We start from the raw sequence: 26097 nt of genomic DNA, 5'->3' as shown, positions 1-26097 counted from the left end.
AAATGATGGTTTTTTCGTAATTCGCTGTATTTGAGTACAATATTTTTATGATCGCTGTTTAATGTTGCTAGTGCTTAGGTGTGTTTTGGTTATTTGAAGCGCAGCCTAAGCCAGCCCAGCGCCAGGGAGATATTGTTTTTGACAGTCTGTTCGGATAGTGCAAGTTCGGCAGCAATATCTTTGATAGACATAGCTTCCTTGCGGCTGAGAGAAAAAGCCGAACGCATCGTGGTGGGCATCTTATCAATCTCGGTATCGATTAAGGCAGCCAGTTCCTTGGCCAGGAGTTCTTCCTCGGAGGTGGGCACCGACAATTCCGTACCATAGTGCTGGAGCAATTTTTCAGCATGGACGATTTTTCGCTGCTCTTTTACCATCCAGTCGATGATTTTATACTTGGTAGCTTTAAATAAATAGGGGTATAAGGACTGTTCGACCGTGATCTGATGACGTAGATTCCACAGCGATACAAATACCTCCTGCAGAATATCCTCGCTGTCTGCTGTGCAGGAAATACGACGTTGGATAAAACGGAATAACACATCGGAATAGCGGTTGACCAATGCAGAAAAAGCATTACGGTCATCTGCCTGTACTCTAATGAATAGTTCGAGGTCATCTAACTGTTCCATAATCACCGCAATTTTGTGAAAGTCCCTTAGTCTAATGAGGCCAAATTTATAATTGTGCTGTTAAGTTAGTATTAAAAACAAGAAAAATGATGCTATTTTTTTAATCAATCGATTGCATACATCCTGATAAAAAAAATCGTAAGCTTTTCTCCAGAGAATAGCTTACGATTCCGAATGTGTCTGTCACGGTTTAAAAATTCGGCTGTCTATGTTATAGCCGGGCATCGACCAGGTTTCGGTCCAGGATGCCTTTGATATCAAAGACGACGGCAGGGTCGTTTTTCAGGTTTTTGAGGTCGAGTTGTACGAACTCGCGGTGTCCCACTGCCAAGATAATGCTGTCATAGCAATCCGATTCCGGCAGTGCCTCCAGCAGGCTGATGCCGGCATGTTTCTTCAGTTCTTCCGGATTTACCCAGGGATCATAAACATCTACATGGAGGCCAAATTCTTTGAGGTCCTGAATCATGTCGATCACTTTACTATTGCGGATGTCAGGACAGTTTTCTTTGAACGTGATGCCCAGCACAAGTGCTCTGGCGCCTTCAAATTTTATATTTTTCTGGATCATAAGTTTGACCACTTTGGAGGCGATGAATGAAGCAATATGGTCGTTCACCTCCCTGCCGGATAAAATCACATGCGGGTGGTATCCCAGCTGCGTTGCCTTTTGCGCGAGATAATATGGGTCTACCGAAATACAGTGGCCGCCCACTAATCCCGGCTTGAAACGCAGAAAATTATATTTTGTGCCGGCAGCGTCAAGGACGTCCTGGGTATCTATGCCAATGCGGTCAAAGATCAGCGCCAGTTCATTCATGAAAGAAATATTGACATCGCGCTGTGCATTTTCAATGACCTTCGCGGCCTCGGCAACTTTTATGGAAGGAGCCAGGTGGGTGCCTGCTTCAATGATAGTCCTGTATAACGCATCCACCGCAATTCCTGCTTCAGGCGTGCTGCCCGAAGTCACTTTCATGACCTTCTGAAGTGAATTGACCTTGTCGCCGGGATTAATACGCTCCGGAGAATAACCGACAAAAAAATCATGATTAAACGTTAATCCCGAGCATTTTTCCAGGACAGGCACACATTCCTCCTCGGTACATCCCGGATACACGGTAGACTCATAGATCACCAAATCGCCGGCCTTGAGCAGTCCGCCAATCATCTTCGATGCCGATAGCAGCGGCGATAGATCCGGTGAATTATACCGGTCAATAGGCGTCGGCACGGTTACGATATAGACGTTGGCGTCGGCGATGTCCTCAATCGTTGAAGTTGCATCATAACCTTTGCTACTGCCGGATGCCGTATAGAGATTCCGCGCCTGCATGAGTTCGTCGGCATCGGTCTCCAATGTCCGGTCAATACCGGATTTAAGTTCATGAATACGTGTTTCGTTGATATCGAAGCCAATCACCGGAAAGAAATCAGCGAACGCCAGGGCCAGCGGCAGTCCCACATATCCTTGTCCAATGATGGCAATTTTTTTAATCTGAAAATCTTTCATACATTTATTTAAGGTAAAGATACATTCTTTACGTTGAAATTAGCCTCTTGTCAACCAGCCCCGTCGTCCTGCCGTTGCAATTGCATAAGGTGTAATCCAAAATAAACTAAAAGCGTAGAAAATGCTGTAGCTGTACGCCCAGAAAGCCTCTTTCGCGTCTGAGTTTTTGGATGCGAAGAAATAAGCCTGTATACTCGAGAAGATTAAGATCCCCACGAGCGTAGAGCTCAAGAACATCAGCGGATAGTGAAATACTGTCCAGAGCATCAATAGCATCAAAGGGTAAGACAGCAATACCTTTTTCCATTGCATGATCAGTAGGATGCGAGCACCCCATTTAGGTCCTTTCCGGAAGTTTTTGAATGCAAACTGGCTCATCATGATATTTTCACGCACGTTGCTTCGTTCCCAGCGGATAAACATTTTATATAAATTGCGGTAACGTACCGGGGTATCGGTGTAGACATAAGCATTCGACTGAAACAGCACATGGTAACCTTGTTTTAAGATCATGTTGGTCATGGCGCGGTCTTCACCGATGTCAGAGGGCTGACCCATGAAGGTTTGGTTGATCCAGTCTTCCAGACAGTTCATCACCGCTTCCCTGCGGTAACCGGATAGCGCTCCGGGAGTACACATCACGGTGCCGAGCATGCTCTGCGCCGACCGTACAAATTCAAAACTGAATACGAAACTGACATTCAGCATGCGCGGTATGATCGCTTTCTTCGTGTTTAGCACGCGCACATTACCGGCCACGGCACCGCATTCTTTGTTGGTCACAAAGGGGCTGGCCATATTACGGATCGTGTCTTTCTTGACCACAGAGTCACTGTCAACGGTGATGAACACCTCGCCAGTACCTAAGTGGAAACCACGGTATAACGCATGGCGCTTGCCCATATTCTTGGGCTGCTGATATATTTCCACCCGGTCACCCAACTCCATTTTGGCACGCTGTATCCAGGCAAAAGTATTGTCCTTACTACCGTCATCAATAGCGATGATCTGAAGTTTTTCCTCAGGATAGTCGCTGCCTGCAAGACTGTGTAGCGTATCATAAACAAGCTGTCCTTCATTATAAGCTGGCACAATAATGGTACAGGTCGGAAGTTCCTCGTCCGAAACCGAAGCAATCGGTTTGTACCTGCGGTGCAGGACTACCAAAAATATCAGGAAGCTGATGGCCACAACTGCCAGGAATATACCAAACCCGATTAAGAGCGTACCACCTAGACTGTCCAGACGCTGGAAACGCAAAGCATCAAAATCAGGCTGCAACATGTATACGCCAAACACGGATGCAAATAGTACGATAAAGGTAGCGCCAAAAATTCCGTATTCTTTTAATCCAAAATTGCTGTCTTCGGCTTTCTTTGCTGTTGCCTGAGATCGCTGCTGCTCTTCATTTACGTCGTATACAGCAGGCTGCCAAGGAGTGGTCAGCTGCTTCGATACGATGGAGTTTTCTTTCATGTAATTCATAACCGTTCTATTTTTTGATACACATTCTCTTTTATTGCTGTGCACAGCCCCTGGCTTTTTAATTCATCCCGCCAAGGATATGCCGCTTTTGTAATGAAAATATTACGATTCCATAAACGCAAAACACATGCCTTTATTTTGTGCCAAAAATGATGAAGCATGCTAATTGTAACGTTCTTGATACAATATAATTGTTTGTAAATTTTTGATAATCAATAGTATTTACTGATAATTACACGGATTTGTAACTAAAAACGACAGACTAGCGGCAGACTCGACTTTTAAGATTTTTTAACGTTTCAAACTTTTTCGTGACACAAAAAAGCCTGATGCTGACAGCAGATTGTGTACGAAAAGGGGCAAGGCGGGGGGACTATAAAAAAAGGCGCCCCTTGTCTGGAGCGCCTCTGTACTGGGATATGTTTATCTTTCATCGAAGCTCGTTCAGCCGCCGAATTCCATCAGGTAATTTTTAAGGAAATCGTTCAGATCGCCGTCGAGCACGGCCTGTGTATTCGATGTTTCGTAATTGGTACGCAGATCTTTGATCAGTTTGTACGGGTGCAGCACATAGTTGCGGATCTGGGATCCCCATTCAATTTTCTTTTTGCTACCCTCAATTGCTGCAGTGGCTTCCTGACGTTTCCGCATTTCGATCTCGTAGAGCTGCGATTTCAACAGGCGCATGGCATTTTCCTTGTTTTGCAGCTGTGATCTGGACTCCTGGTTCTTGATGATGATGCCTGTAGGTTTGTGATGCAGGCGTACCGCGGTTTCGACTTTGTTGACGTTCTGCCCACCGGCGCCGCCCGAACGGAACGTGTCCCATTCGATTTCCGAGTCTTTGACGTCGATTTCAATATTGTCATCGATCAGCGGGTACACATAGACAGAGGCAAATGAAGTATGCCTTTTGGCGTTGGAATCAAATGGCGAAATACGCACCAGGCGGTGTACGCCATTTTCACCCTTGAGGTAGCCATAGGCAAAGTCGCCGGATATCTGTAAGGTCACGCTTTTGATACCTGCCACATCACCTTCCTGCGAATCTTGTTCGGTGACTTTGTAGCCATTTTTCTCGCCCCACATGATGTACATGCGCATTAGCATGGCTGCCCAGTCACAGCTCTCGGTGCCGCCGGCACCGGCCGTGATCTGCAGGATGGCATCCAGCTGATCCTCCTCAGCACTGAGCATATTTTTGAACTCCAGTTCCTCCACCTTTTCCAGTGCGAGCTGATACTGCTCATCGAGTTCCTTTTCGGTAGCGTCGCCCGACTGAAAAAACTCGTACATCACCGATGTGTCCTCCACAGCAGCGGCGACTTCATCAAAATGGTCGGTCCATATTTTCTGGTTTTTGATGGCCAGAAGGATTTTTTCCGCAGCCTTGGAGTCATCCCAAAAATTAGGCTCCAGTGTAATGGCCTGGTCTCTTTCTATTTCTGCTTTGCGGACATCAATGTCAAAGATGCCTCCTCAGGGAAGTAACACGATCCCTCAAGTCTTGAATTTGTTCTTTTGTCATACAGCGAATGTATAAAATTTAATTTAAAAAATCAGGAGCGGAGATGCGGCCTGATGCTGTAGCTTACCGATAAGGTACTTTATTATCCTGTTGGATTGGCTACGACGGGGCTGGCAGGATCAGCTTTGTACCAGATACAAACTTTTGACGTTTTTTTGTTAGTTTTGGTAGCATCAACTGAACAAACCTTGCTGTGCCGCTGTTGCCTGTGCAGGGAGGCGATGCCCAAGGTTCTTATTGACGATTTAAAACAAATAATATCAAAAACAGTATGTTCCCAAAAATTAATTTTACAAAAACACAAGCCTATCATCAGCTGGCAGACCATTATAAGACGATCAGCTCAAAAAGCCTGCGGGAGCTTTTTGCAGCGGATCCGGCACGGTTTGACAAATTTTCCATAGGTTTTGACGATATTTTGCTGGATTATTCCAAAAACCGCATCGATGCGGAGACATTATCCCTATTGATCAATTTGGCTAAAGAATGTCAGTTGTCCGAAGCCATTGCGGCCATGTTTGCCGGCGAACGAATCAATGTGACCGAAAATAGACCGGTATTACACACGGCTTTGAGAAACCAGTCCGATCAGCCGGTGCTGGTAGACGGAAAAGACGTTATGCCAGAGGTTAGAAAGGTGCTGGCGCAGATGAAAGCATTTACCGAAAATATTCTTTCTGGCCAGTGGAAAGGTTATACTGGCAAGCAGATTACCGATGTCGTTAACATTGGTATCGGTGGCTCGGATCTGGGCCCCGTGATGGTGACAGAAGCATTAAAAGCTTACAAAACCCGCTTGAATGTGCATTTTGTTTCGAATGTCGACGGAACGCATATCGCCGAAACACTTAAAAAAGTGGATCCGGAAAGCACTTTGTTCCTGATTGCTTCCAAGACCTTCACCACACAGGAGACCATGGCCAATGCACAAAGCGCCAAAGACTGGTTTTTGCGGAGCGGTGGCAGCCAGCAAGATGTGGCCAGGCATTTCGCCGCATTGAGTACCAACACCCAGGCGGTACAGGCCTTTGGCATAGATCCGCAGAATATGTTTGCGTTCTGGGACTGGGTAGGGGGACGTTATTCGCTATGGTCGGCGATTGGCCTTTCCATAAGCCTGGCGATCGGTTTCGATAATTTTGAGCAGCTCCTTGCTGGTGCATATGATGCCGACGAGCATTTTAAAACAGCAGCATTCGAGTCCAATATTCCCGTCATTCTGGCGCTATTGGGCATATGGTACAATAACTTCTTTGGTGCCGAGAGCCACGCGATCCTGCCTTACGACCAGTATATGCACCGATTTGCCGCCTACTTCCAGCAGGGGGATATGGAGAGCAACGGCAAATATATTGACCGGAATGGCGAGCAGGTCGACTATCAGACGGGTCCGATCATCTGGGGTGAGCCCGGAACCAACGGACAGCATGCTTTTTACCAGCTGATCCATCAGGGTACCAAACTGATCCCTTGTGATTTTATCGCTCCCGCCAATAGCCTCAACCCGATCGGCAACCATCATCAGCTTTTGCTGTCCAACTTCTTTGCGCAGACCGAAGCCCTAATGAACGGCAAAACCGAAGCGGAAGTCGTTGCCGAACTGCGGAAAGCGGGAAAATCGGCTGCTGAAATCGAAGAACTGAAAGCTTATAAAGTATTTGAAGGCAACCGCCCGACCAACTCCTTTTTATTGAAGAAAATGACGCCGCGCACATTGGGACGGCTGATCGCCTGCTATGAGCACAAGATATTTGTGCAGGGGGTGATCTGGAATATCTATAGCTTTGACCAGTGGGGTGTCGAGCTGGGCAAGCAGCTCGCCAACAACATTCTTCCCGAACTGGAAGATGGCCAGCCTGTCAGCAGCCACGATTCATCCACAAATGGCCTGATCAACACCTACAAAGCATGGCGTGATTAATCCACGATCAGATCGATAATGGATTGAGCCTTGCATCATCGCTTTGGCGCTGATGGGAGCGGCATCTTTGAGATCCGCTCCCATTTGTTTTTGTCCGCTGTGTGGCAGCAGCTTCTTTTAGACATGCTTATGCTGGATGCGGATTGCATTCAAAATGGCCAGTAGGGCGACCCCAACGTCGGCGATGACAGCTTCCCAAAGGGTAGCGACCCCACCTGCGCCCAACAGCAGGACAATGATCTTGACGCCCATGGCCAAGATGACGTTCTGCCAGACGATGCTGCGGGTTATTTTACCAATTTTGATTGCCGCCAGAATCTTGTGCGGTTCATCATTCTGGATGACCACATCTGCCGTTTCTATGGTAGCATCGGCACCAAGTCCGCCCATGGCGATACCCACCTGGGCCAGGGCGACTACCGGGGCGTCATTGACGCCGTCGCCGGCAAATGCTACATTTTTTCCTTGGTCGATCAGCTGTTGTACATGCCGCACCTTATCCTCGGGCAGCAGATCACCATAGGCTTTATCGACGCCCAGTTCGCCTGCTGTTTCTGCTACCACCGCTGCCTTGTCACCGGAAAGCATCACAGTATATAGTCCCTGAGCACGCATGGCACTGATGACCTCCTTCGCCTCCGGTTTGTTCCGGTCCGCCACCGTGATATACCCTGCATATTGCTGATCTATGGCGACCAGCACGATGGAGTATACCATCCGGCTGATCTCCTGCGGGTACGCGATCTGATATCTGTCCAGTAGCTTACTGTTGCCGGCAAGCACTGTCTGGCCGTTTATCTTTGCTTTAAGGCCATGGCCCGCAATCTCCTCCACTTCCGAAGCAATCAGATCGCTGCTGTCGTCGGAATAGCGTACGATGGCCTTCGCGATGGGGTGGGTGGAATTGGCTTCGATGGCTTTGGCATAATCCAATAGCCGCTGCTGCTGTCCGTCGGCGGCATGGACCTCACGTACCTCAAATACTCCCTCCGTCAGCGTTCCTGTCTTGTCCATCACCACCGTGTCGACAGCGGTGATCGCATCGAGGAAGTTGCCGCCTTTAAACAAGATACCGTTTCTTGAGGCCAGGCCGATGCCTCCAAAATAGCCCAGGGGAATGGAAACCACCAGCGCACAGGGGCAGCTGATCACCAGAAAGACCAAGCTGCGGTAAAACCAGTCCCGGAAGCTGTAGTCGCTGACGACAAAAAAGGGGATGATGAGCACCAGCAGAGCCAGCGCAAAAATCACCGGTACATACACTTTGGCAAATCGGGAAATAAACAATTGTGTCCTGGATTTACGCGCTGTGGCGTCCTGCACCATTTCCAGTATTTTACTCAGTTTGCTGTCCTGAAATGAGCTACTGACCTTTATTTCAGCCACGGTCTCGAGGTTTATCATGCCTGCCAGTACCGCTTCATCCATATATTTGGTGTCGGGCTTGCTTTCACCGGTCAGTGCGGCCGTGTTAAATGCCGCCCGTTCATTGAGCAGGTGCCCATCCAGCGCCACCTTTTCACCGGCCTTGACCAGGATGGTCTCCCCGATAGCAACTGTCCTTGGATCCACTTCCTGCTGCTGTCCCTCGCGCAGTACCGTTACCCGGTCGGGGCGGATGTCGAGCAGGGACTTAATGGATTTCTTTGCGTTGTCCACGGCTGTATCCTGAAACCATTCACCGATCTGATAGAACACCATCACCGCCACGCCCTCCTCAAATTCGCGGATGGCGAAGGCCCCTAAGGTGGCCGTGCTCATCAGGAAGAATTCGTTGAAGAAATCACCGCGCCGGGCTTTGCGGTAAGCCATCCGGAGAACCGGAAAACCTGCAAGCAGGTACGCTGCTCCGTTCAGCAGCAAGCTGGCACCCAGCGGAAGCGTTAGTTTAAACGCATATTTAAGCAGCAGCAGGATAAGCAGGATCAAGAGGGCAGTCAGCAGGTTACGCTGGGCGATCCACCAGGGGATCTCTTTTTCGGTATGGCCATGTTCGTGTTGGTGTTCACACATATCTGTAAGGAAGTCTGGTAAAATAATTTAAATTTAGCCATTTTTAGCCAGAATAGCGAGCGACGGCGCGATTAAATGTTGCCTGCGGCTGGCGATACATGAGCAGAGCATTGTCCGGCGCAACAGACCGGCGAATGCAAGGTAAGCAGCTTGCCGGCACAGTTGCGGGTTACGGCGGTGGTAGAGCAGGCACGGTGCCGCGGCAAAAAAAAAGCTGTTTTCCGGTCAGGAATACAGCTTTTTATTCTTGTGCAGTAAGATATCGTTAGTCTTTGTCTCGTGTGACGCTCCCTACGATCATTTCCAGTATTGCCACCACAATTGCAAATAAGGCTGCGGTCCAGAAGCCGCTGACGTCAAACTTATTTCCCAGCAGCGAGTCCGAGAGCAGAACCATCAGAACCGTGATAATAAAAGATACCAGACCCAGCGTCAGCCAGTTTAAGGGGAAGGTAAACAGCCGCAGAATAGAGCCTACAGTGGCATTGACAAATCCGATGACCAGTCCGGTTACAATGGCCCAGCCAAAGCCCGCGACATGGGCTCCCGGAATGATCCAGCAGGCGACCGCCACAACCACTCCTGTGAGTAAAAGACTAATAATAAATTTCATAATATGCGCTAATTAATAAACAGTGAATAAAGTAAGTAATATGATAAATGCCATACAAACGCGATGCCAAACTTAGCTGCCCCCACCCGCCCATCAACATCGCCGGTTCGGGGAGGAAAAAATGCACAACAGAACTAAAAGTATGCAAGCATAGTAAATATTTCGTATATTTAATTTAGAATATAAACTTAACAATATAGTCCAATGAAGAAAATTATCGCATCGTTGATCATGCTACTGACAGCAGTAGCCTTATTCGCCCAGACCGATCCGGTGGTCGGCAAATGGGAAAACCCCAGCGGAGAGGGGCGTGTGGAAATTTATAAAAAAGGAGATAAGTTCTTTGGAAAACTTTACTGGCTCAAGTTTCCCAATAACGAATCCGGCCAGCCCAAAAAAGATATCAAAAATCCCGACAAAGCCCTTCAGGACCGCCATATTCAGGGGCTGGAAATACTGACCGGTTTTAAAAAAGAAGGCAACAGCTATGTGGACGGCAAGATCTATGATCCCAAGACCGGCAAGACCTATAGCTGTAAGATGACCTTAAAAGGAGACAAGCTCGATATCCGGGGCTACGTTGGTGTCAGTCTGCTGGGCCGTACCGAAACCTGGAAACGTATTCATTAGCGGACTGCCGGCGAGCAGGAGAGCATGTAATTCATACCGGCAGCCGGTCTGCCTATTCGGACAGCTGACCACAAGGAAAGTACAGATATCTGGGGGCGAGAAGAGACAGGACCGGTCTGTCCTGATCCCAGCCGCAGCAGGCGGCGCCGCGGAGGGCCTGAGGTTGGCGTGCTGGAACAGTGGCGGTCCGCCCGAAAAGTCCAAAAAGGCAATTTGTTTCACCGAAATGAATTGCCTTTTGTTTTTGTGCCGGAATAACAGTATTTTCATCTGCAAATTATAACAATCTCCTTATGGCCGTAAAAATGTCTTATGTCGAAAACGTCAAGCTTGCGCTGCAGTCTATTGTGGGCAACAAGTTGCGGACATTCCTGACAGCATTGATTATCGCCATAGGCATGATGGCCCTGATCGGCGTACTGACATCCATTGACGCCATGAAAAACTCCCTGACCGACTCCTTTTCGTCGATGGGTTCCAACTCCTTCAATATCCGCAACCGGGGACTCAACGTGCAGATCGGCACAGGCGGTACCCGTTCAAAGGTGTTTGCCAATATCACCTATGCGCAGGCCGCCCGGTTCAAACAGAACTTTCACTTCAACGCGACGACCTCCATCAGCGCCAATGTCAGCTGGAACTCCACTGCAAAATTTCAGTCCCAGAAGACCAATCCCAATATCGGGCTGATCGGTACTGATGATAATTATCTTCAGACGTCTGGCTACCTCATCAGTCAAGGCCGCAATTTTTCGGCCCGCGAGGTCGAGACCGGTAGTTCCGTAATCATCATTGGCAGCGAAGTCAGCAAAATGCTTTTCGGCGAGATCATCAATCCCGAAGGCCAGTTTATCACCGTCAACAACATCCGTTACCAGGTCATCGGTGTACTCAAAAGCAAGGGCTCCTCTGCCGGTATGGGTGGCGATAGAGCCTGTTTTATACCCTTGGTCAAGGCTCGGGCCGTGATGCAGGGGGCAGAACCCTCTTACGTGATTACCGTGTCATCCAATGACCCGATGCGGCTGGAAGCCGCCATAGGCGAGGCGACGATTGTATTCCGCAATATCCGTGGGCTCTCTTCGCGGCAGACCAACGATTTTGAGATCACCAAATCAGATGCCGTGGCACAGATGCTGATGCAGAACATGGCCATGGTGACGCTGGGCGCCGTCGTGATTGCCTTCATCACGCTGGTCGGCGCGTCCATAGGACTGATGAATATCATGCTCGTATCCGTCACCGAGCGTACCCGGGAGATCGGTATCCGTAAAGCTATCGGGGCCACCCCCAGCGTCATACGCAAGCAATTCCTGATGGAAGCCATCGTCATCTGCATGATCGGCGGATTTGCGGGTATCTTCATCGGTATCTTGATCGGCAACATCCTCGCCCTGCAGCTGGGCACATCCTTTATCATTCCCTGGACCGCGATTATCCTGGGCTTCGCCGTCTGTGGACTCGTGGGCATGCTGTCCGGCTACTACCCTGCCTCCAAAGCATCCAAATTGGATCCCGTGGATGCTCTTCGCTACGAATAGCGCGCCGGCAGCATCACAGCAGACCCGGCCAGAGGCGGCATAAGCGCACCGCATGCACTGCATGTGGCCTCCAAAGCAAAACTTGTGCAAACGTTTTCATGTTACCCAAACGTTGATTTCTGATGAAATCTCCGTAAATAGTCTGCTCCGGGGGAGGACCGTAGGAATTTATTCCGATGAAAAACTGTAATATTGTATAAAAAATAAATTCAAATTATGTACAATACATTACAACCAGTTTTACAGAAAGAATTGGAAGCAATCAAAGAAGCGGGATTGTATAAACAGGAGCGGATCATTGTCACTCCGCAGGGGGCCGATATCAAAGTGAGCACAGGCCAGGAGGTCGTCAATTTTTGTGCAAACAATTATCTGGGATTGTCCTCACATCCCAAAGTGATTGAGGCCGCCAAAAAGGCGATCGATACCCATGGTTACGGCATGTCTTCGGTCCGCTTTATCTGCGGTACGCAGGATGTACATAAGGAATTGGAATCAAAAATTTCGCAGTTTTTAGGAACAGAAGATACGATTTTATACGCAGCGGCATTTGATGCCAATGGTGGTGTGTTCGAGCCCCTGTTTGGTGCAGAAGATGCCATTATTTCGGACGAACTGAACCATGCCTCGATTATTGACGGGGTACGCCTTTGTAAAGCACAGCGTTTCCGGTACAAAAATGCGGATATGGCGGATCTCGAAGCACAGCTGCAGGCCGCTTCTGGCGCACGGCACAAGATTATCGTCACCGACGGCGCTTTCTCCATGGACGGATCGGTGGCACCGCTGGATCAGATCTGCGACCTGGCCGATAAATATCAGGCCCTGGTCATGATCGACGAATCACACTGTACAGGTTTCATCGGGCCGACAGGACGTGGGACGCACGAACTCTTCCAGGTCATGGACCGCGTAGATATCATCACGGGTACCCTGGGCAAAGCTTTGGGCGGTGCTTCGGGCGGTTTTACTTCCGGCAAAAAAGAAATTATTGACCTTTTGCGTCAGCGCTCGCGCCCTTATCTGTTTTCCAATACCCTGGCTCCGGCGATTGCGGGCGCTTCTGTGGCCGTCCTGGATATGCTGAGCGAAACTACTGCCTTGCGCGATAAGCTGGAATCCAATACCAAGTACTTCCGGGAGAAAATGACTGCTGCAGGATTTGACATCAAGCCCGGCTTCCATCCGATCGTACCCGTTATGCTTTACGATGCCAAGCTGGCGCAGGAATTTGCCGCCAAAATGCTCGACGAAGGCATCTATGTCATTGGTTTCTACTATCCTGTTGTCCCTCAGGGCAAAGCCCGCATCCGTGTGCAGATCTCAGCTGGACATGAGCTGGAGCACCTGGATAAGGCCATTGCTGCCTTTACCAAAGTCGGTAAAGCATTGGGTGTAATCAAATAAAATACACATAGTTATAAATTTTATGGTGCAAAATGTTTATCTTTGCACCCTAAAATTTTATAAAAATATTCTTGCTCAATGCAAAACATTAGAAACATTGCGATCATCGCTCACGTCGACCACGGTAAAACTACGCTTGTAGACAAAATTTTATACTTTACCAATCAATTCAGAGAAAATGAAAATGCTGGTGAATTAATCCTAGACAATAATGATTTAGAGCGTGAGCGCGGGATCACTATTGTATCTAAGAACGTATCAGTAACATATAAAGGTGTTAAAATCAATATCATTGATACCCCTGGTCACGCCGATTTCGGTGGTGAGGTAGAGCGGGTATTGAAGATGGCCGATGGGGTTGTCTTATTGGTGGATGCATTTGAAGGCCCTATGCCGCAGACACGTTTCGTTACCGGTAAAGCATTGGGACTGGGTATCAAGCCTATCGTTGTTGTCAATAAAGTCGATAAGGAAAACTGTCGTCCGGATGAGGTTTACGAAAACGTATTTGACCTCTTCTTCAACCTGGGCGCGACCGAAGAGCAGCTGGACTTTCCCGTGTTATACGGATCGTCAAAACAGGGCTGGATGTCCACAGACTGGAAAAACCGCACCGAGGACTTTACAGACCTACTGGAAGCGATCATCAAATACATCCCTGCGCCTAAGGTATCAGAAGGTACATTGCAGATGCAGGTCACCTCGTTGGATTATTCAACTTTCGTGGGCCGTATCGCGATCGGCCGTGTTGCCCGGGGTACCATCAAAGAAAACCAGCCCGTATCCCTGGTAAAACGGGACGGAAAAGTTGTAAAATCCCGTGTCAAAGAACTTCAGGTATTCGAAGGCCTGGGCCGCATCAAAGTACCAGAAGTACATGCCGGCGATATCTGTGCCGTCGTGGGTATCGAAGGTTTTGATATCGGTGATACGATTGCAGATTTTGAAAATCCAGAGCAGCTGGAGGTTATCGCTATCGATGAGCCTACGATGAACATGCTATTTACCATCAACAACTCGCCATTCTTTGGTAAGGAAGGTAAATTGGTGACTTCACGTAATATTTACGACCGTTTGCAAAAGGAATTGGAGAAAAATTTGGCCCTACGTGTGGTCCCAACAGAGTCTCCAGATGCTTGGTTGGTCTATGGCCGTGGTATCCTCCATTTGTCAGTGTTGATCGAGACCATGCGCCGTGAAGGTTATGAGCTGCAGGTCGGTCAGCCACAGGTGATCATCAAAGAGATCGATGGTCAGAAATGTGAGCCGATCGAAGAACTGGTCGTTGACGTTCCTTCGGACGTATCCGGTAAAGTAATTGAGCTGGTTACTCAACGTAAAGGGGAATTATTGATCATGGAAGCAAGAGGTGATATGCAGCATCTGGAATTCTCCATTCCTTCACGCGGTATCATCGGATTGCGTAACAACGTATTGACAGCGACTGCCGGTGAAGCCGTGATGGCACACCGTCTAAAAGGCTATGAGCCTTGGAAAGGAACGATTCCTGGCCGTCTGGCAGGTGTACTCATCTCCCTGGACACAGGTTCGACCACAGCATATTCGATCGATAAATTGCAGGATCGTGGCCGTTTCTTCGTTGATCCGGGCGTGGAAGTATACGAAGGACAGATCCTGGGCGAGCATATCCGTGACAACGATTTGACAATCAATGTGACCAAAGGTAAACAGCTGACCAACATGCGTGCTTCCGGTTCGGATGACAACGTACGTATTGCACCGGCAATTAAATTCTCTTTGGAAGAATGTATGGAATATATCCAGGCGGATGAATACATTGAGGTAACACCACAATCTATCCGTCTGCGCAAAATCTATCTGACAGAAAACGAGCGTAAACAAAACGCTAAAAAATTCCAGTAAGATAGCTTATACGATCATAAAAAAGCCATCGGACTTGCGTTCGATGGCTTTTTTATTTGCCCTTCCGGGGGACGGCCTGACCCTTGTGGGCCCTGATACCATGACGATCGTTTGCTGTTTCGTATTTCTGTCGTAATTCGATCGCAGGGAACGTCGGGCTTCAGATATCTGTCCTTTATTTCTTCGAACGTACTTCGGCAGCACGATAAGTGTCTCCGTCGGTGCTGTAGATCTTAAACTGTGCTTCGTAACCCTCCGGTACGTAAATCACGATCGGCATGCGGCCATTGTAACGCACGGTTTCGGGCTGTGCACTGACAAAGAGGTTACGCTTTGCCTTGTCAGGGCAGGCCATCATGGTGCCGGCGACTTGACCGTCTGTCTTAAAGACGTAGTAGTCGTAGCCCCATCCCTGCAGATCTTTCTTTTCGAGCGATCCAGACAGGTGAAAGGCATTGCAACCGTCGACTTCCATCCATTTGCCGACAGCGAATTCAATTTTTTTGTTTTTGTCGTTTTCGGAATAAGGAACCTCGATCACCATTTTCTTATAGCCCTTTTCGGGAGCTGGGAAAATGCTCAGATCTATTTTGTCGATTACCATTTGAGCCTTGCTTACCGTTGTCGATGCAATCAATGCGATTAACATCATGAACATCATTTTGAATACATGTTTTCTCATAACCAATTTTTATTTATATAAACGCACGATGTGTTTATGCTGCTACACACTCCGTGAAATTATATTTTTAAGACTTGGCTGTAGGCAAAAGGATTAATCGAAAATCTATTAAATTTTAAAATAATTGCTTGTGCAATTAAAATGGATTGGTCTTAGATTTGGCTAACGCACGCGACCCGGCAAGGCAGCGACCTGCGATGGTTTGTAACAAAATCATAAAAATTAGAACCCCTGCTTTTCGCAATCGTATAATTAGCAGTATATTACAGGACCAAACGGAACCTAAATAGTATGATAAAAACAGAAAATCATTTTGATGCCATTGTGATCGGCTCCGGTATATCCGGCGGTTGGGCTGCCAAAGAATGCTGTGAGAAAGGCCTGAAGACACTGGTATTGGACCGGGGTCGGGATGTCCGGCACATTCAGGATTATCCGACCGCTTATTACGATCCCTGGGAATTTCAGCATGGTGGACAGTTGAGCCGTGAGATCCGGGAGCAGAATCCCGTAGCTTCCCGCTGCTATGCCTTCCGCGAGGATGCCCGGCATTTCTTTCTGCCGGACGCTGAGCAGCCTTATATTCAGGAAAAACCTTTTGACTGGATCCGTGCCAATCAGGTGGGCGGCAAGTCGCTGCTCTGGGCCCGGCAGACCCAGCGCTGGTCGAAGTATGATTTTGAAGGTCCCGCCCGGGATGGATTTGCCGTGGACTGGCCGATCCGCTATGAAGATATTGCACCGTGGTACAGTTATGTGGAGCACTTTGCGGGGATATCCGGCAATAAAGACGGCATAGACGCTATGCCCGACGGCGATTTTCTGCCGGCCTGGGAAATGAATGTGGTGGAGAAAGTCATACAGCAGCGCATCATGGCGCGTTACAAAGACCGTCCTGTGATCCAGGGCCGATGTGCCCATTTGACGGCGCCGCGGCAGATTCATGTCGACCAAGGACGCAGCCAGTGTCAGGCACGTAGCCTTTGCCAGCGCGGCTGTCCCTTCGGTGGCTATTTTAGCTCCAATGCTTCGACGCTCCCATGGGCAGCAAAGACCGGCAGGCTGACCCTGCGGCCCCAGTCACTGGTCGAGTCCATCATTTACGACGACAAACGGCAAAAAGCCGTGGGTGTGCGCATCATCGATACAGAAACCAAGGAGACTAAAGAGTACTTTGCGCGAATCATTTTCGTCAATGCCTCCTCGCTGGCCACCAACCTGATCCTGCTCAATTCCACATCCGCCCGTTTTCCCAACGGCCTGGGCAACGATAGCGGCCTGTTGGGAAAATATGTTGCTTTCCACAATTACCTGGGCGCGATTTCTGGTACGGTCGAAGGCTATGCGGACAGCTATTACTACGGACGGCGGCCTACACAGCCGATCATACCCAATTTTAGAAATGTCCAGCGGCAGGAAACAGATTTTCTGCGGGGCTATGCTTCGTTTTTCAGTGCCGGCCGCCCACGCGGGACAGCCTATCAGGGCGACAGCGTGGGAGCGGCCTACAAGGATAGCCTCTGTGAGCCCGGCGGCTGGACTGTATCCATGATGATGCAGGGCGAGACCATCCCTAAGGAAAGCAATCATGTACGGCTGAGCCCAGATCAGAAAGATCCTTATGGCATGCCCCAGCTGATCACAGCCGTCGGCTATGACCAGAATGACTATAAATCCAGGGACGACTTTTTTGTGCAGGGGCAGGAGATGCTGGAGGCGGCCGGGGTTCGCAATCTCATGACCAGCGACAGCGGACAAAATCCCGGACTGGATATCCATGAGATGGGCGGAGTACGCATGGGACACGATCCCCGAACCTCCCTGCTCAACAGATGGAACCAGATGCATCTGGTCAGCAACGTATTTGTTACCGACGGCGCCTGCATGACCTCCACAGGGACACAAAATCCCTCGCTGACCTATATGGCGCTCACGGCGCGGGCAGTGGATTACGCAGTCAGCGAGATGAAAAAGGGCAACTTATAGTCAGACAGATTGCGTAACTTTGTGTGAGATAAGGATTATTATGAGTAAACAGGTGGAGCATACTCCAAAAGAATATATTCAGATTAAAGGGGCGCGGGTCAACAATTTAAAAAATATCGATGTTGATATCCCCAAAAACAAATTGGTCGTCATTACCGGAATGTCGGGTTCAGGGAAATCATCGCTGGCTTTCGATACGCTCTATGCAGAGGGACAGCGGCGTTATGTGGAGAGCCTGTCTTCCTATGCCCGGCAGTTTATGGGACGCATGAATAAGCCGGAGGTGGATTATATCAAAGGCATTGCGCCGGCCATTGCCATCGAGCAGCGGGTGATCACCAGCAATCCACGTTCTACCGTCGGTACATCCACCGAAATATATGACTACCTCAAGCTGCTCTATGCACGTATCGGCAAGACCATATCCCCCATATCCGGACGGGAAGTGACCAAAGACAGCGTGAGCTCCGTCGTCGATCATGCGCTGCAGCGTGGCCCCGGAGAATCCGTCACGATCCTTGCGCCGCTGGTGCCCACGCATGGCCGCAAACTCAAAGAGGAACTGTCCCTTTTGTTGCAGAAAGGTTTTGTGCGTGTCGTGTATCAGGACCAGATGCAAAAGATTGAAAGTGTGATCGACGATAAGACCATTGCCAATCAGGATATCCGGGACGGCGAGGTGCTGATCGTCGTGGACCGTGTACGCATCGAGCAGGATGACGATACGGTCAACCGCTTATCGGACTCCGTTCAGACCGGATTTTTTGAAGGTAAGGGCGAACTGTATCTCGAAGTCCATGGCAACAGACAGCATTTCTCGCACAAGTTTGAGCTCGACGGGATGACTTTCGAGGAGCCATCCCCCAATTTTTTTAGTTTTAACAATCCCTACGGGGCCTGCCGCCGCTGTGAAGGCTATGGCAAGATCATCGGTATAGATCCCGACCTTGTCATCCCCGACAAGAGCCGTTCGGTGTACGATGGTGCCATCGCACCATGGCGGGGTGAGAAAATGGGCGAATGGCTGCAGGTACTGATCAAGAATTCGCTGAAGTTTGATTTTCCGATCCATCGGGCCTACTCCGATCTGACGGCCGAACAAAAAGAATTGCTCTGGACCGGAAATAGCTATTTCGCTGGTCTCAACGCATTTTTCGAAGATCTGGAACAGCAGACCTACAAAATTCAGTACCGCGTGATGCTTTCGCGCTACCGCGGCAAGACGGACTGTCCCGACTGCCGTGGGACGAGGCTGCGCAAAGATGCCACCTATGTCAAAGTGGGGGGCAGGTCCATCACGGATATCGTACTCATGCCCCTCGAGGAAGCTTTGGCGTTTTTCAAGCACCTGCCGCTGGAAGGAAATGAGCAGGTCATTGCCAAGCGCCTGCTGGCCGAAATCGTCAACCGGCTGCAGTTTCTCTGTGATGTGGGGCTCAGCTACCTCACGCTCAACCGGCTGTCCAATACCCTTTCGGGCGGCGAATCGCAGCGGATCAACCTGGCCACTTCCCTGGGAAGTTCACTTGTCGGATCGATCTATGTGCTCGATGAGCCCAGCATCGGACTGCACCCGCGGGATACACAGCGGCTCATTTCGGTGCTCAAATCCCTGCGTGATGTCGGCAATACCGTCGTCGTGGTCGAGCATGAGCAGGAGATGATGGAGGCTGCCGATTACCTGATCGATATTGGTCCCGAGGCTGGCATCCACGGCGGGGAGATGGTGTTTGCGGGTACCTACGCCGAGATCCTGAACGATAGCAAAAGCCTGACGGGGCAATACCTCAGCGGAAAAAGCCGCATCGAAATACCGAAAAAACGCCGCCCATGGTCGGATAGCATTACCGTCAGGGGAGCGCATGAAAACAACCTCAAGGGGATCGATGTGCAGTTTCCCCTAAACACTTTTACAGTGGTGTCGGGCGTATCCGGCTCAGGCAAGACTTCCCTGGTCAAGCGGATCCTTTACCCCGCATTGCAGAAAGCCATTGGCAATTATTCGGGCGAACAGACCGGTGTCTACGATGCAATCGAAGGCGATATTGCCAAGGTAGAACAGATCGAGATGGTCGACCAGAATCCCATCGGGCGCTCGTCGCGCTCCAACCCGGTCACCTATGTCAAAGCTTGGGACGAAATCCGGGCTTTATACGCCAGTCAGGCAGCCGCAAAAGCAGCAGGACTCAAGCCGGCAGCATTTTCGTTCAACGTAGAAGGCGGACGCTGCGATGTCTGCCAGGGCGAGGGTGAAGTCAAGATCGAAATGCAGTTTATGGCAGATATTGTGCTGCCTTGTGAAGCCTGTGGCGGCAAACGCTTCAAACAGTTTGTGCTGGATGTGCATTATAAAAATAAGTCTGTGGCGGATGTACTCGAACTGAGTGTGGATGAGGCTATCGAATTTTTCGGCGACCAGCCCAAGATACTGGCCAAGCTGCAGCCCCTGGAGGATGTCGGTCTGGGCTACGTCAAACTCGGACAGTCCTCCAGCACACTGTCAGGCGGTGAGGCCCAGCGGATCAAACTGGCTTCCTTCCTGATCAAAGGCAACAACAGCAAAAAGACACTCTTTATCTTCGATGAACCGACTACAGGGCTGCACTTTCAGGATATCCAGAAGTTGCTGAAGTCCTTTGATGCGCTGATCGATCAGGGCAATAGCATTTTGGTCATCGAACATAATATGGATATGATCAAATCGGCGGACTGGGTCATCGATATCGGTCCCGAAGGAGGCAATAAGGGTGGGCAGCTCGTGTTCGCGGGCCTTCCGGAAGATCTTATCCATTGTAAAGATTCTTATACAGGGCAGTTTTTGAGGGCACATTTAAAAGATTAAATCCTACATTAGCACTGTGTTGTCCGTTCACAATGCCAACAGCCTTGTGAAGGCGACCGAAACGGGATAAAAAATAGATGTAAAAACCAACGAATATGTTACGGAGTAGGGATACCGGGACTGATGAGGAATCCTATACTCACACTCACTATACCATACTAAAATGATAAAAAGATTTTTTTTAAGTGTCGTACTTGGAATAGCAGCAGTCTCCACCATGGCACAGCAACCGGAAAGACCGAAGCTGGTCGTCGGTCTGATGGTCGACCAGATGCGCTGGGATTATTTATACCGTTTTGCAGACCGATATGGCAATGATGGCTTCAGACGGCTATTAAAAGAAGGCTTCTCCTGTGAGAATACCCTGATCAACTATATTCCGACATATACCGCGATCGGGCACAGTTCCGTCTACACTGGATCGGTTCCCTCCATTCACGGGATCGCTGGCAATGACTGGATTGAAGAGCAGACCGGCAAAAATATGTACTGCACCCAGGATGACAATGTCGTTGGCGTGGGCACCGCCGAAAAGGAAGGAAAACAGTCACCCCGCAACCTGCTGGCCTCCACGGTGACCGATCAGCTCAAGCTGGCCTCCAACTTTAAATCCAAAGTGATCGGTATTGCCATCAAGGACCGCGGCGGTATACTGCCTGCCGGCCATTTTGCGGATGCCGCCTACTGGTTTGAAGCGAAATCGGGCAACTGGATCACGTCCAATTTCTATATGGACAAATTGCCGAAATGGGTGGAGGACTTCAATAAGAAAAAATTAGCTGAAAAATACCTGAAAGCAGACTGGAAACCCATGTACGACATCAGTACCTATGCCGCCAACAGTATTGCAGACGATAATATATACGAGGGGAAATATCCCGGCGAAGACAAGCCCACCCTACCGCGCGCCACATCCAAATTAATGAAAGACGAAGGTCTTGAGCTGATCAAGACGACCCCGATGGGCAACCAGCTGACCTTGGATCTGGCCAAAGAAGCGATCAAACAGGAGCAGATGGGCAACAATCCAACAAAAAATACAGATTTTCTCTGCGTCAGCCTCTCGGCCACCGATTATGTCGGTCACCGTTATTCCCTGACCGCTGTGGAGATCGAAGATATCTACCTGCAGCTGGACAGGCAGCTGGCTGATTTCTTCGCCTATCTGGACAATACAGTGGGCAAGGACAATTATACCTTCTTCCTTACCGCAGATCATGGCGCCTCGTACAACTCCCGTTTCTTTATGGATATGAGAGGCAATGGCGGTTACTTCTACTCTCGTCAGATCATTTCGGGACTCAACAAAACGCTGAAAGAAAAATTCGGACAAGAAAAGATTGTAAAGAGCATGATGAACTACCAGGTGCATCTCAACAATCAGCTGATCGACTCGCTGCAGCTGGACCGCGACAAGATCAAGGAAACCATTATCCGTCAGCTGCGCCACACCGATGGGGTAGCCTATGTGGCTGACATGGAAAAAGGCGAGAGCCTGATGATTCCGCAGCCGATCCGCGAGAAGATGATCAATGGCTACAATTTCAAACGCAGCGGCGTGATCCAGATCGTGTGCGAGCCACAGTGGTATGACGGCACGCCCCGCTCCACAGGTACGACACACGGGACGTGGTCGGGCTACGATTCACATATTCCGTTGGTATTCATGGGCTGGGGCATCAAACCAGGAGTGTCCAACACCGAGGTGCATATCGTTGATATTGCTCCGACAATTGCTGCCCTATTGCACATTACCGAGCCCAATGGAAGTATCGGTAAACCGATCACAGCAGTATTGGGGCAATAAAAGACATCTTTATATACCTAAGGGAGCCCTTAGCATTGCCATCCACTACGATAGCAGCTGCTAAGGGCTCTTCATTGCGTAAAGCCCAGTGTGGTTTTATACTATAGAATAAAAAACGTAAATTTGCAATTCAACAGGGGGTTAACAGATTATGCTTTCCAAAAAGACAAAGTATGCAATAAAGGCACTGATGGTGCTCGGCCGTAATTATGGGAATGAACCGATGCAGATCGTGAAGATTGCGCAGGAAGAAAATATTCCAAAAAAATTTCTGGAACAGATTCTTCTCGAGATGCGCAACGCGGGGATTCTCTACAGCAAGAAAGGTGCAGGTGGTGGTTACAGTCTTAATAAAGCTCCCGAGGATATTTTTTTATCCCAGGTTATGCGGCTGATCGACGGGCCAATAGCCCTGCTGCCCTGCGTGAGTCTCAACTTCTACCGCTCGTGCGAGGAATGTATTCAGGAGCATGCCTGCGGTATCCGCGATACCTTCGTCGAGGTGCGCAATGCCATGCTGCAGATACTGAACGATACCAGCATCGCCCACTTAATTAATAAAGAAAAAGAATTGAATCTTAACGTGGACGAATCGAACTAAATCTATCTATAATGGTTAAAAAAAAGAGATGTAATACAACTGTTACATCTCTTTTTTTATTTTGTATTTATGTTGATATACAGTGTTTTTTGTTGATTTTTCTTGCTGTTGGTAAAGACCATTTCCATTTATTTTTATTCATTTGATGATTATTTAACACTATTTTACGAATTTTCCGTAGCAACATTGATATCTTTATTGCGACAATATATAAACGGAAATTTATGAAATTAGCCTATTCCTTCCTGTTGGTTCTGGCGCTTATGGTCTGCAGTATCGCAGCCTTTGCGCAGCAGAGACTGTCAGGTACTGTAGTGGACGGTAAAGACCGCGCCAAGCTGCATCAGGCGTCTATCGCACTGCTCAATCCCAAAGACTCTATTTTGATCAAATTTGACCGTACCAAAGAGGACGGAAAGTTCCAGATCAGCAATCTGGATACCGGGACGTATAAAATGGTCATCTCCTATCCGCAGTATGCTGATCTGGTCAAGGATATACAGGTTGTTGCCGGGGGACTGGACCTCGGTACCGTGTCGTTATCCAAGGCAGCGCTTCTTCTGGAGGAGGTACAGGTGACGGGCAAGATTCCGGTCGTTATCAAGGGAGACACCATTGAATACGATGCCGGCAGTTTCAAGGTGGAGAAGGATGCCAAGGTTGAGGACCTGCTTAAAGTCCTACCCGGTATCACCATCGATGGGACAGGGAAGATTACCGCACAAGGTAAAGAGGTCAAGAAAGTATTGCTCGATGGTGAAGAGTTTTTTGGCGACGATCCCACCCTGATTACGAAGAATATCCGTTCGGATATGGTGAGTAAGGTGCAGGTATATGAAAAGAAGTCGGACCTGGCGGTACGCACGGGGGTGGACGACGGGGAGCGTACCCAGACGATCGACATCCGTCTCAAAGAAGATAAAAAGAAAGGTATGTTCGGCCAGGCGGTTGCCGGAGCAGGGACAGATCGTTATTATGGAGCAAAAGCCATGCTCAACAAATTCAAAGGTTCACAGAAGATAGCGGCCTACGGTATCCTGGCCAATGATGGCATGGTCGGATTAGGCTTTGAAGATAGCCAGAAATACGGTGTAGGTGGTAGCAGCAACGTGCAGATGATGGATGGGGGTGGCATTATGGTCTCTTCCAGTGGCGATGGCTCGGATGGTGGATGGGATGGCAAATATTATGGGGGCGGTGTGCCCAAAGCTGTCAATATGGGAGCAAGCTATTCCGACAAGTCGAAGGATGACAAACATAAAATCAACGTTAACTTTAAACGAAACCAAATTAATGTCGGCAATACCAGTACGTATAACGCGCAGAACAACCTTCCCGAACGTGCTCAGATCGACAATAGTGTGACCCGGTCTGAAAACGAAACCAAGTCAAATATCGCAAACCTACGGTACGATGTAAAGCTCGATTCCTTTTCAGATTTGACGCTGAATATGGGCCTCACCAAATCCAGTCGTGACAATTCATCCTTTTCCGAAGCAGACCAGCGCACACTGGATGGTACCATGATCACCAAGACTTCATCCCGTACGGATATGAACAGTGATCTGGACAAGTTCAATGTCAACGCTATGCTGACACGGCGCTTCAAAAAAGAGCGTCGCTCCATTACCTTTAATGTCAATGCCAATACGGACCGGAACCGCTCGAACACAAAATACTTCTCGGACAACGCGTTTAACAGCGGACGTAGAGATACAATTGATCAATTTAAAAATGATAAGTTCAGCAATAATACCTATGGGGCGTCGGTGACGTATACCGAACCCTTATCTAAACGGCTCACGGCGGCAATTGGTTATTCCTTTACAAGCAATCAGTCTGAGACGCTCAACCAGTCCTTCGATAAAGATCCTCAAACAGGACAATATACAGTTCTGGATCAGAACATCCTGAACGATTTTGACTTTTCCAGTCTCAAAAATGGCGTTAATGCGTCATTGACCTATAAGTCCAACTCCTTGACGGTCAACCTCAGCAATAGGGTCGATTTTGAAGATGTCAAACGGACTTATAATAATCTGAATAAGATACTTCAACGCGACCAAACTTCGGTAAATCCGAATTTTTCAATAAACTACAAGATTTCGAAAAGCAAGAATCTGAATTTTCGCTATACAGGACGTACTGCACAGCCCTCACTGACACAGATTGAGCCGTTGCGTCAGAACGCCCAGCCACTGATCGAGTATCTCGATAATCCGGACTTGAAAGCGGGCTTCAATAACTCGTATTTTATCAACTATAACAGTTATAAACAGCTCAAAGACCGCGGTATTTACTTCTATGTCAGCGCTGACCAGGGCAAGAAGAGCATCAACAATTTTGTTCGTTACAACCTGGAGGAAGGCACGCAGCAGATCTCCTATGTCAATATCGATAAAGACAACTGGCGGGTGTATGGTGGTGGATCTTATTACTTTGTGCTCCATAAGAAATGGGGCCTTAAAGCTGATTTAGGGATGCGTGCACAATACAATAGCCAGTTCAGCTATTTGTCTTTGCTGAATCAGGATGCCCAGCTGAATAGGAACCAGACAAAGAGCATTACAGCAGATATCGGTTTCAACAGAAACAAAGCCAATAAAATGGACTTTTATGTTAATTTTATGCCCGGCTTTGAGCAGATGAGCTCTTATTTGCAGCCAGACCTCAATCGTACTACATTTTTGCTGCGCTCGTATGCACAGTTTACGTACTATCTGCCAAAAGATTTTAAGATTTCCATTTCTGCCAATCAGAATTATCAGGCAGCAACCAAGACCCTGCAGTCCATCAACCTGATCAATATGAATGGCTATATATCTAAAAAATTCCTCAAAGACAAGTCATTGGAAGCACAGTTGTTTGTCAACGACATCTTTAACAAAAACAATGGTGTATCGCGTTATCAGAGCGGAACATCATTTATCCAGACCAGTAATGAGGTCTTGAGGCGCTATGGGATGCTGAAAGTGATCTACAATTTTACCACGATGAACCGTCCATGATCTA

General features: G+C 48.7%; 17 protein-coding genes. 10 read left to right on the top strand and 7 right to left on the bottom strand.

Annotated features, from left to right (window positions below):
* Window positions 1-89 precede the first annotated feature (89 nt).
* The 4 genes from K7A41_RS06905 to prfB all read right to left on the bottom strand — a co-directional run bounded on the left by K7A41_RS06905 (window position 90) and on the right by prfB (window position 5158).
* The gene (locus K7A41_RS06905) at window positions 90-632 is read right to left on the bottom strand and encodes an RNA polymerase sigma factor (protein WP_265713126.1); all 543 of its coding nucleotides are present in this window, start codon (window positions 630-632) and stop codon (window positions 90-92) included.
* A gap of 211 nt (window positions 633-843) precedes the next feature.
* A complete protein-coding gene (locus K7A41_RS06900) occupies window positions 844-2145 on the bottom strand; it encodes a nucleotide sugar dehydrogenase (protein ID WP_265713125.1) in 1302 nt (433 codons plus the stop codon).
* A gap of 39 nt (window positions 2146-2184) precedes the next feature.
* Window positions 2185-3630, bottom strand: coding sequence for a glycosyltransferase (locus K7A41_RS06895; RefSeq protein ID WP_197734457.1), 1446 nt, complete (start codon window positions 3628-3630; stop codon window positions 2185-2187).
* A gap of 444 nt (window positions 3631-4074) precedes the next feature.
* Window positions 4075-5158 (bottom strand): peptide chain release factor 2 gene (gene prfB, locus K7A41_RS06890; RefSeq protein ID WP_265713124.1). Its coding sequence is split into 2 segments (ribosomal slippage): window positions 4075-5097 and window positions 5099-5158, totalling 1083 coding nucleotides; the frame shifts between segments, so codons are not numbered across the junction.
* A 271-nt stretch (window positions 5159-5429) separates the two neighbouring features.
* Between prfB and pgi the strand changes: the two genes are divergently transcribed.
* Window positions 5430-7079: a glucose-6-phosphate isomerase gene (pgi, locus tag K7A41_RS06885; RefSeq protein WP_265713123.1), complete on the top strand. Its 1650-nt coding sequence runs from the start codon at window positions 5430-5432 to the stop codon at window positions 7077-7079.
* 117 nt (window positions 7080-7196) lie between these two features.
* Here the strand turns inward: pgi and K7A41_RS06880 are convergent, their stop codons facing one another.
* Window positions 7197-9092: a heavy metal translocating P-type ATPase gene (locus K7A41_RS06880; protein ID WP_265713122.1), complete on the bottom strand. Its 1896-nt coding sequence runs from the start codon at window positions 9090-9092 to the stop codon at window positions 7197-7199.
* 265 nt (window positions 9093-9357) lie between these two features.
* Window positions 9358-9705, bottom strand: coding sequence for a phage holin family protein (locus K7A41_RS06875; RefSeq protein WP_028069380.1), 348 nt, complete (start codon window positions 9703-9705; stop codon window positions 9358-9360).
* A 204-nt stretch (window positions 9706-9909) separates the two neighbouring features.
* On the opposite strand from K7A41_RS06875, the gene K7A41_RS06870 reads away from it, so the two are divergent.
* The 4 genes from K7A41_RS06870 (at window position 9910) to typA (ending at window position 15167) form a co-directional block, all read left to right on the top strand.
* Entirely contained in the window at window positions 9910-10335 is a 426-nt protein-coding gene (locus K7A41_RS06870; RefSeq protein ID WP_028069379.1) for a DUF2147 domain-containing protein, read from the top strand.
* A 293-nt stretch (window positions 10336-10628) separates the two neighbouring features.
* On the top strand, window positions 10629-11876 hold the full coding sequence (locus K7A41_RS06865; protein WP_037532746.1) for an ABC transporter permease: 1248 nt from the start codon (window positions 10629-10631) through the stop codon (window positions 11874-11876).
* Between the two features lie 216 nt (window positions 11877-12092).
* Window positions 12093-13283, top strand: coding sequence for a glycine C-acetyltransferase (gene kbl, locus K7A41_RS06860; protein ID WP_265713121.1), 1191 nt, complete (start codon window positions 12093-12095; stop codon window positions 13281-13283).
* A 78-nt stretch (window positions 13284-13361) separates the two neighbouring features.
* Window positions 13362-15167 (top strand): translational GTPase TypA, encoded by a 1806-nt coding sequence (typA, locus tag K7A41_RS06855; protein WP_028069376.1) that lies wholly within the window; start codon window positions 13362-13364, stop codon window positions 15165-15167.
* Between the two features lie 175 nt (window positions 15168-15342).
* On the opposite strand, the gene K7A41_RS06850 is transcribed toward typA, so the two are convergent.
* Complete coding sequence (locus K7A41_RS06850; protein ID WP_081817832.1) at window positions 15343-15849, bottom strand: ecotin; 507 nt, start codon at window positions 15847-15849, stop codon at window positions 15343-15345.
* Between the two features lie 291 nt (window positions 15850-16140).
* On the opposite strand from K7A41_RS06850, the gene K7A41_RS06845 reads away from it, so the two are divergent.
* The 5 genes from K7A41_RS06845 to K7A41_RS06825 all read left to right on the top strand — a co-directional run bounded on the left by K7A41_RS06845 (window position 16141) and on the right by K7A41_RS06825 (window position 26093).
* The gene (locus K7A41_RS06845; RefSeq protein WP_265713120.1) at window positions 16141-17835 is read left to right on the top strand and encodes a GMC oxidoreductase; all 1695 of its coding nucleotides are present in this window, start codon (window positions 16141-16143) and stop codon (window positions 17833-17835) included.
* A gap of 40 nt (window positions 17836-17875) precedes the next feature.
* A complete protein-coding gene (gene uvrA / locus K7A41_RS06840; protein WP_265713119.1) occupies window positions 17876-20677 on the top strand; it encodes an excinuclease ABC subunit UvrA in 2802 nt (933 codons plus the stop codon).
* 163 nt (window positions 20678-20840) lie between these two features.
* The gene (gene pafA / locus K7A41_RS06835; protein ID WP_265713118.1) at window positions 20841-22484 is read left to right on the top strand and encodes an alkaline phosphatase PafA; all 1644 of its coding nucleotides are present in this window, start codon (window positions 20841-20843) and stop codon (window positions 22482-22484) included.
* Between the two features lie 151 nt (window positions 22485-22635).
* The gene (locus tag K7A41_RS06830; RefSeq protein ID WP_265713117.1) at window positions 22636-23085 is read left to right on the top strand and encodes an RrF2 family transcriptional regulator; all 450 of its coding nucleotides are present in this window, start codon (window positions 22636-22638) and stop codon (window positions 23083-23085) included.
* 224 nt (window positions 23086-23309) lie between these two features.
* A complete protein-coding gene (locus tag K7A41_RS06825) occupies window positions 23310-26093 on the top strand; it encodes an outer membrane beta-barrel protein (RefSeq protein WP_265713116.1) in 2784 nt (927 codons plus the stop codon).
* Window positions 26094-26097: the final 4 nt, after the last annotated feature.

Source organism: Sphingobacterium sp. InxBP1, assembly GCF_026191775.1.
Lineage (GTDB): Bacteria > Bacteroidota > Bacteroidia > Sphingobacteriales > Sphingobacteriaceae > Sphingobacterium > Sphingobacterium thalpophilum.
Note: the sequence above shows the minus strand (reverse complement) of the source record. Positions and strands in the feature narration are given on the sequence as shown.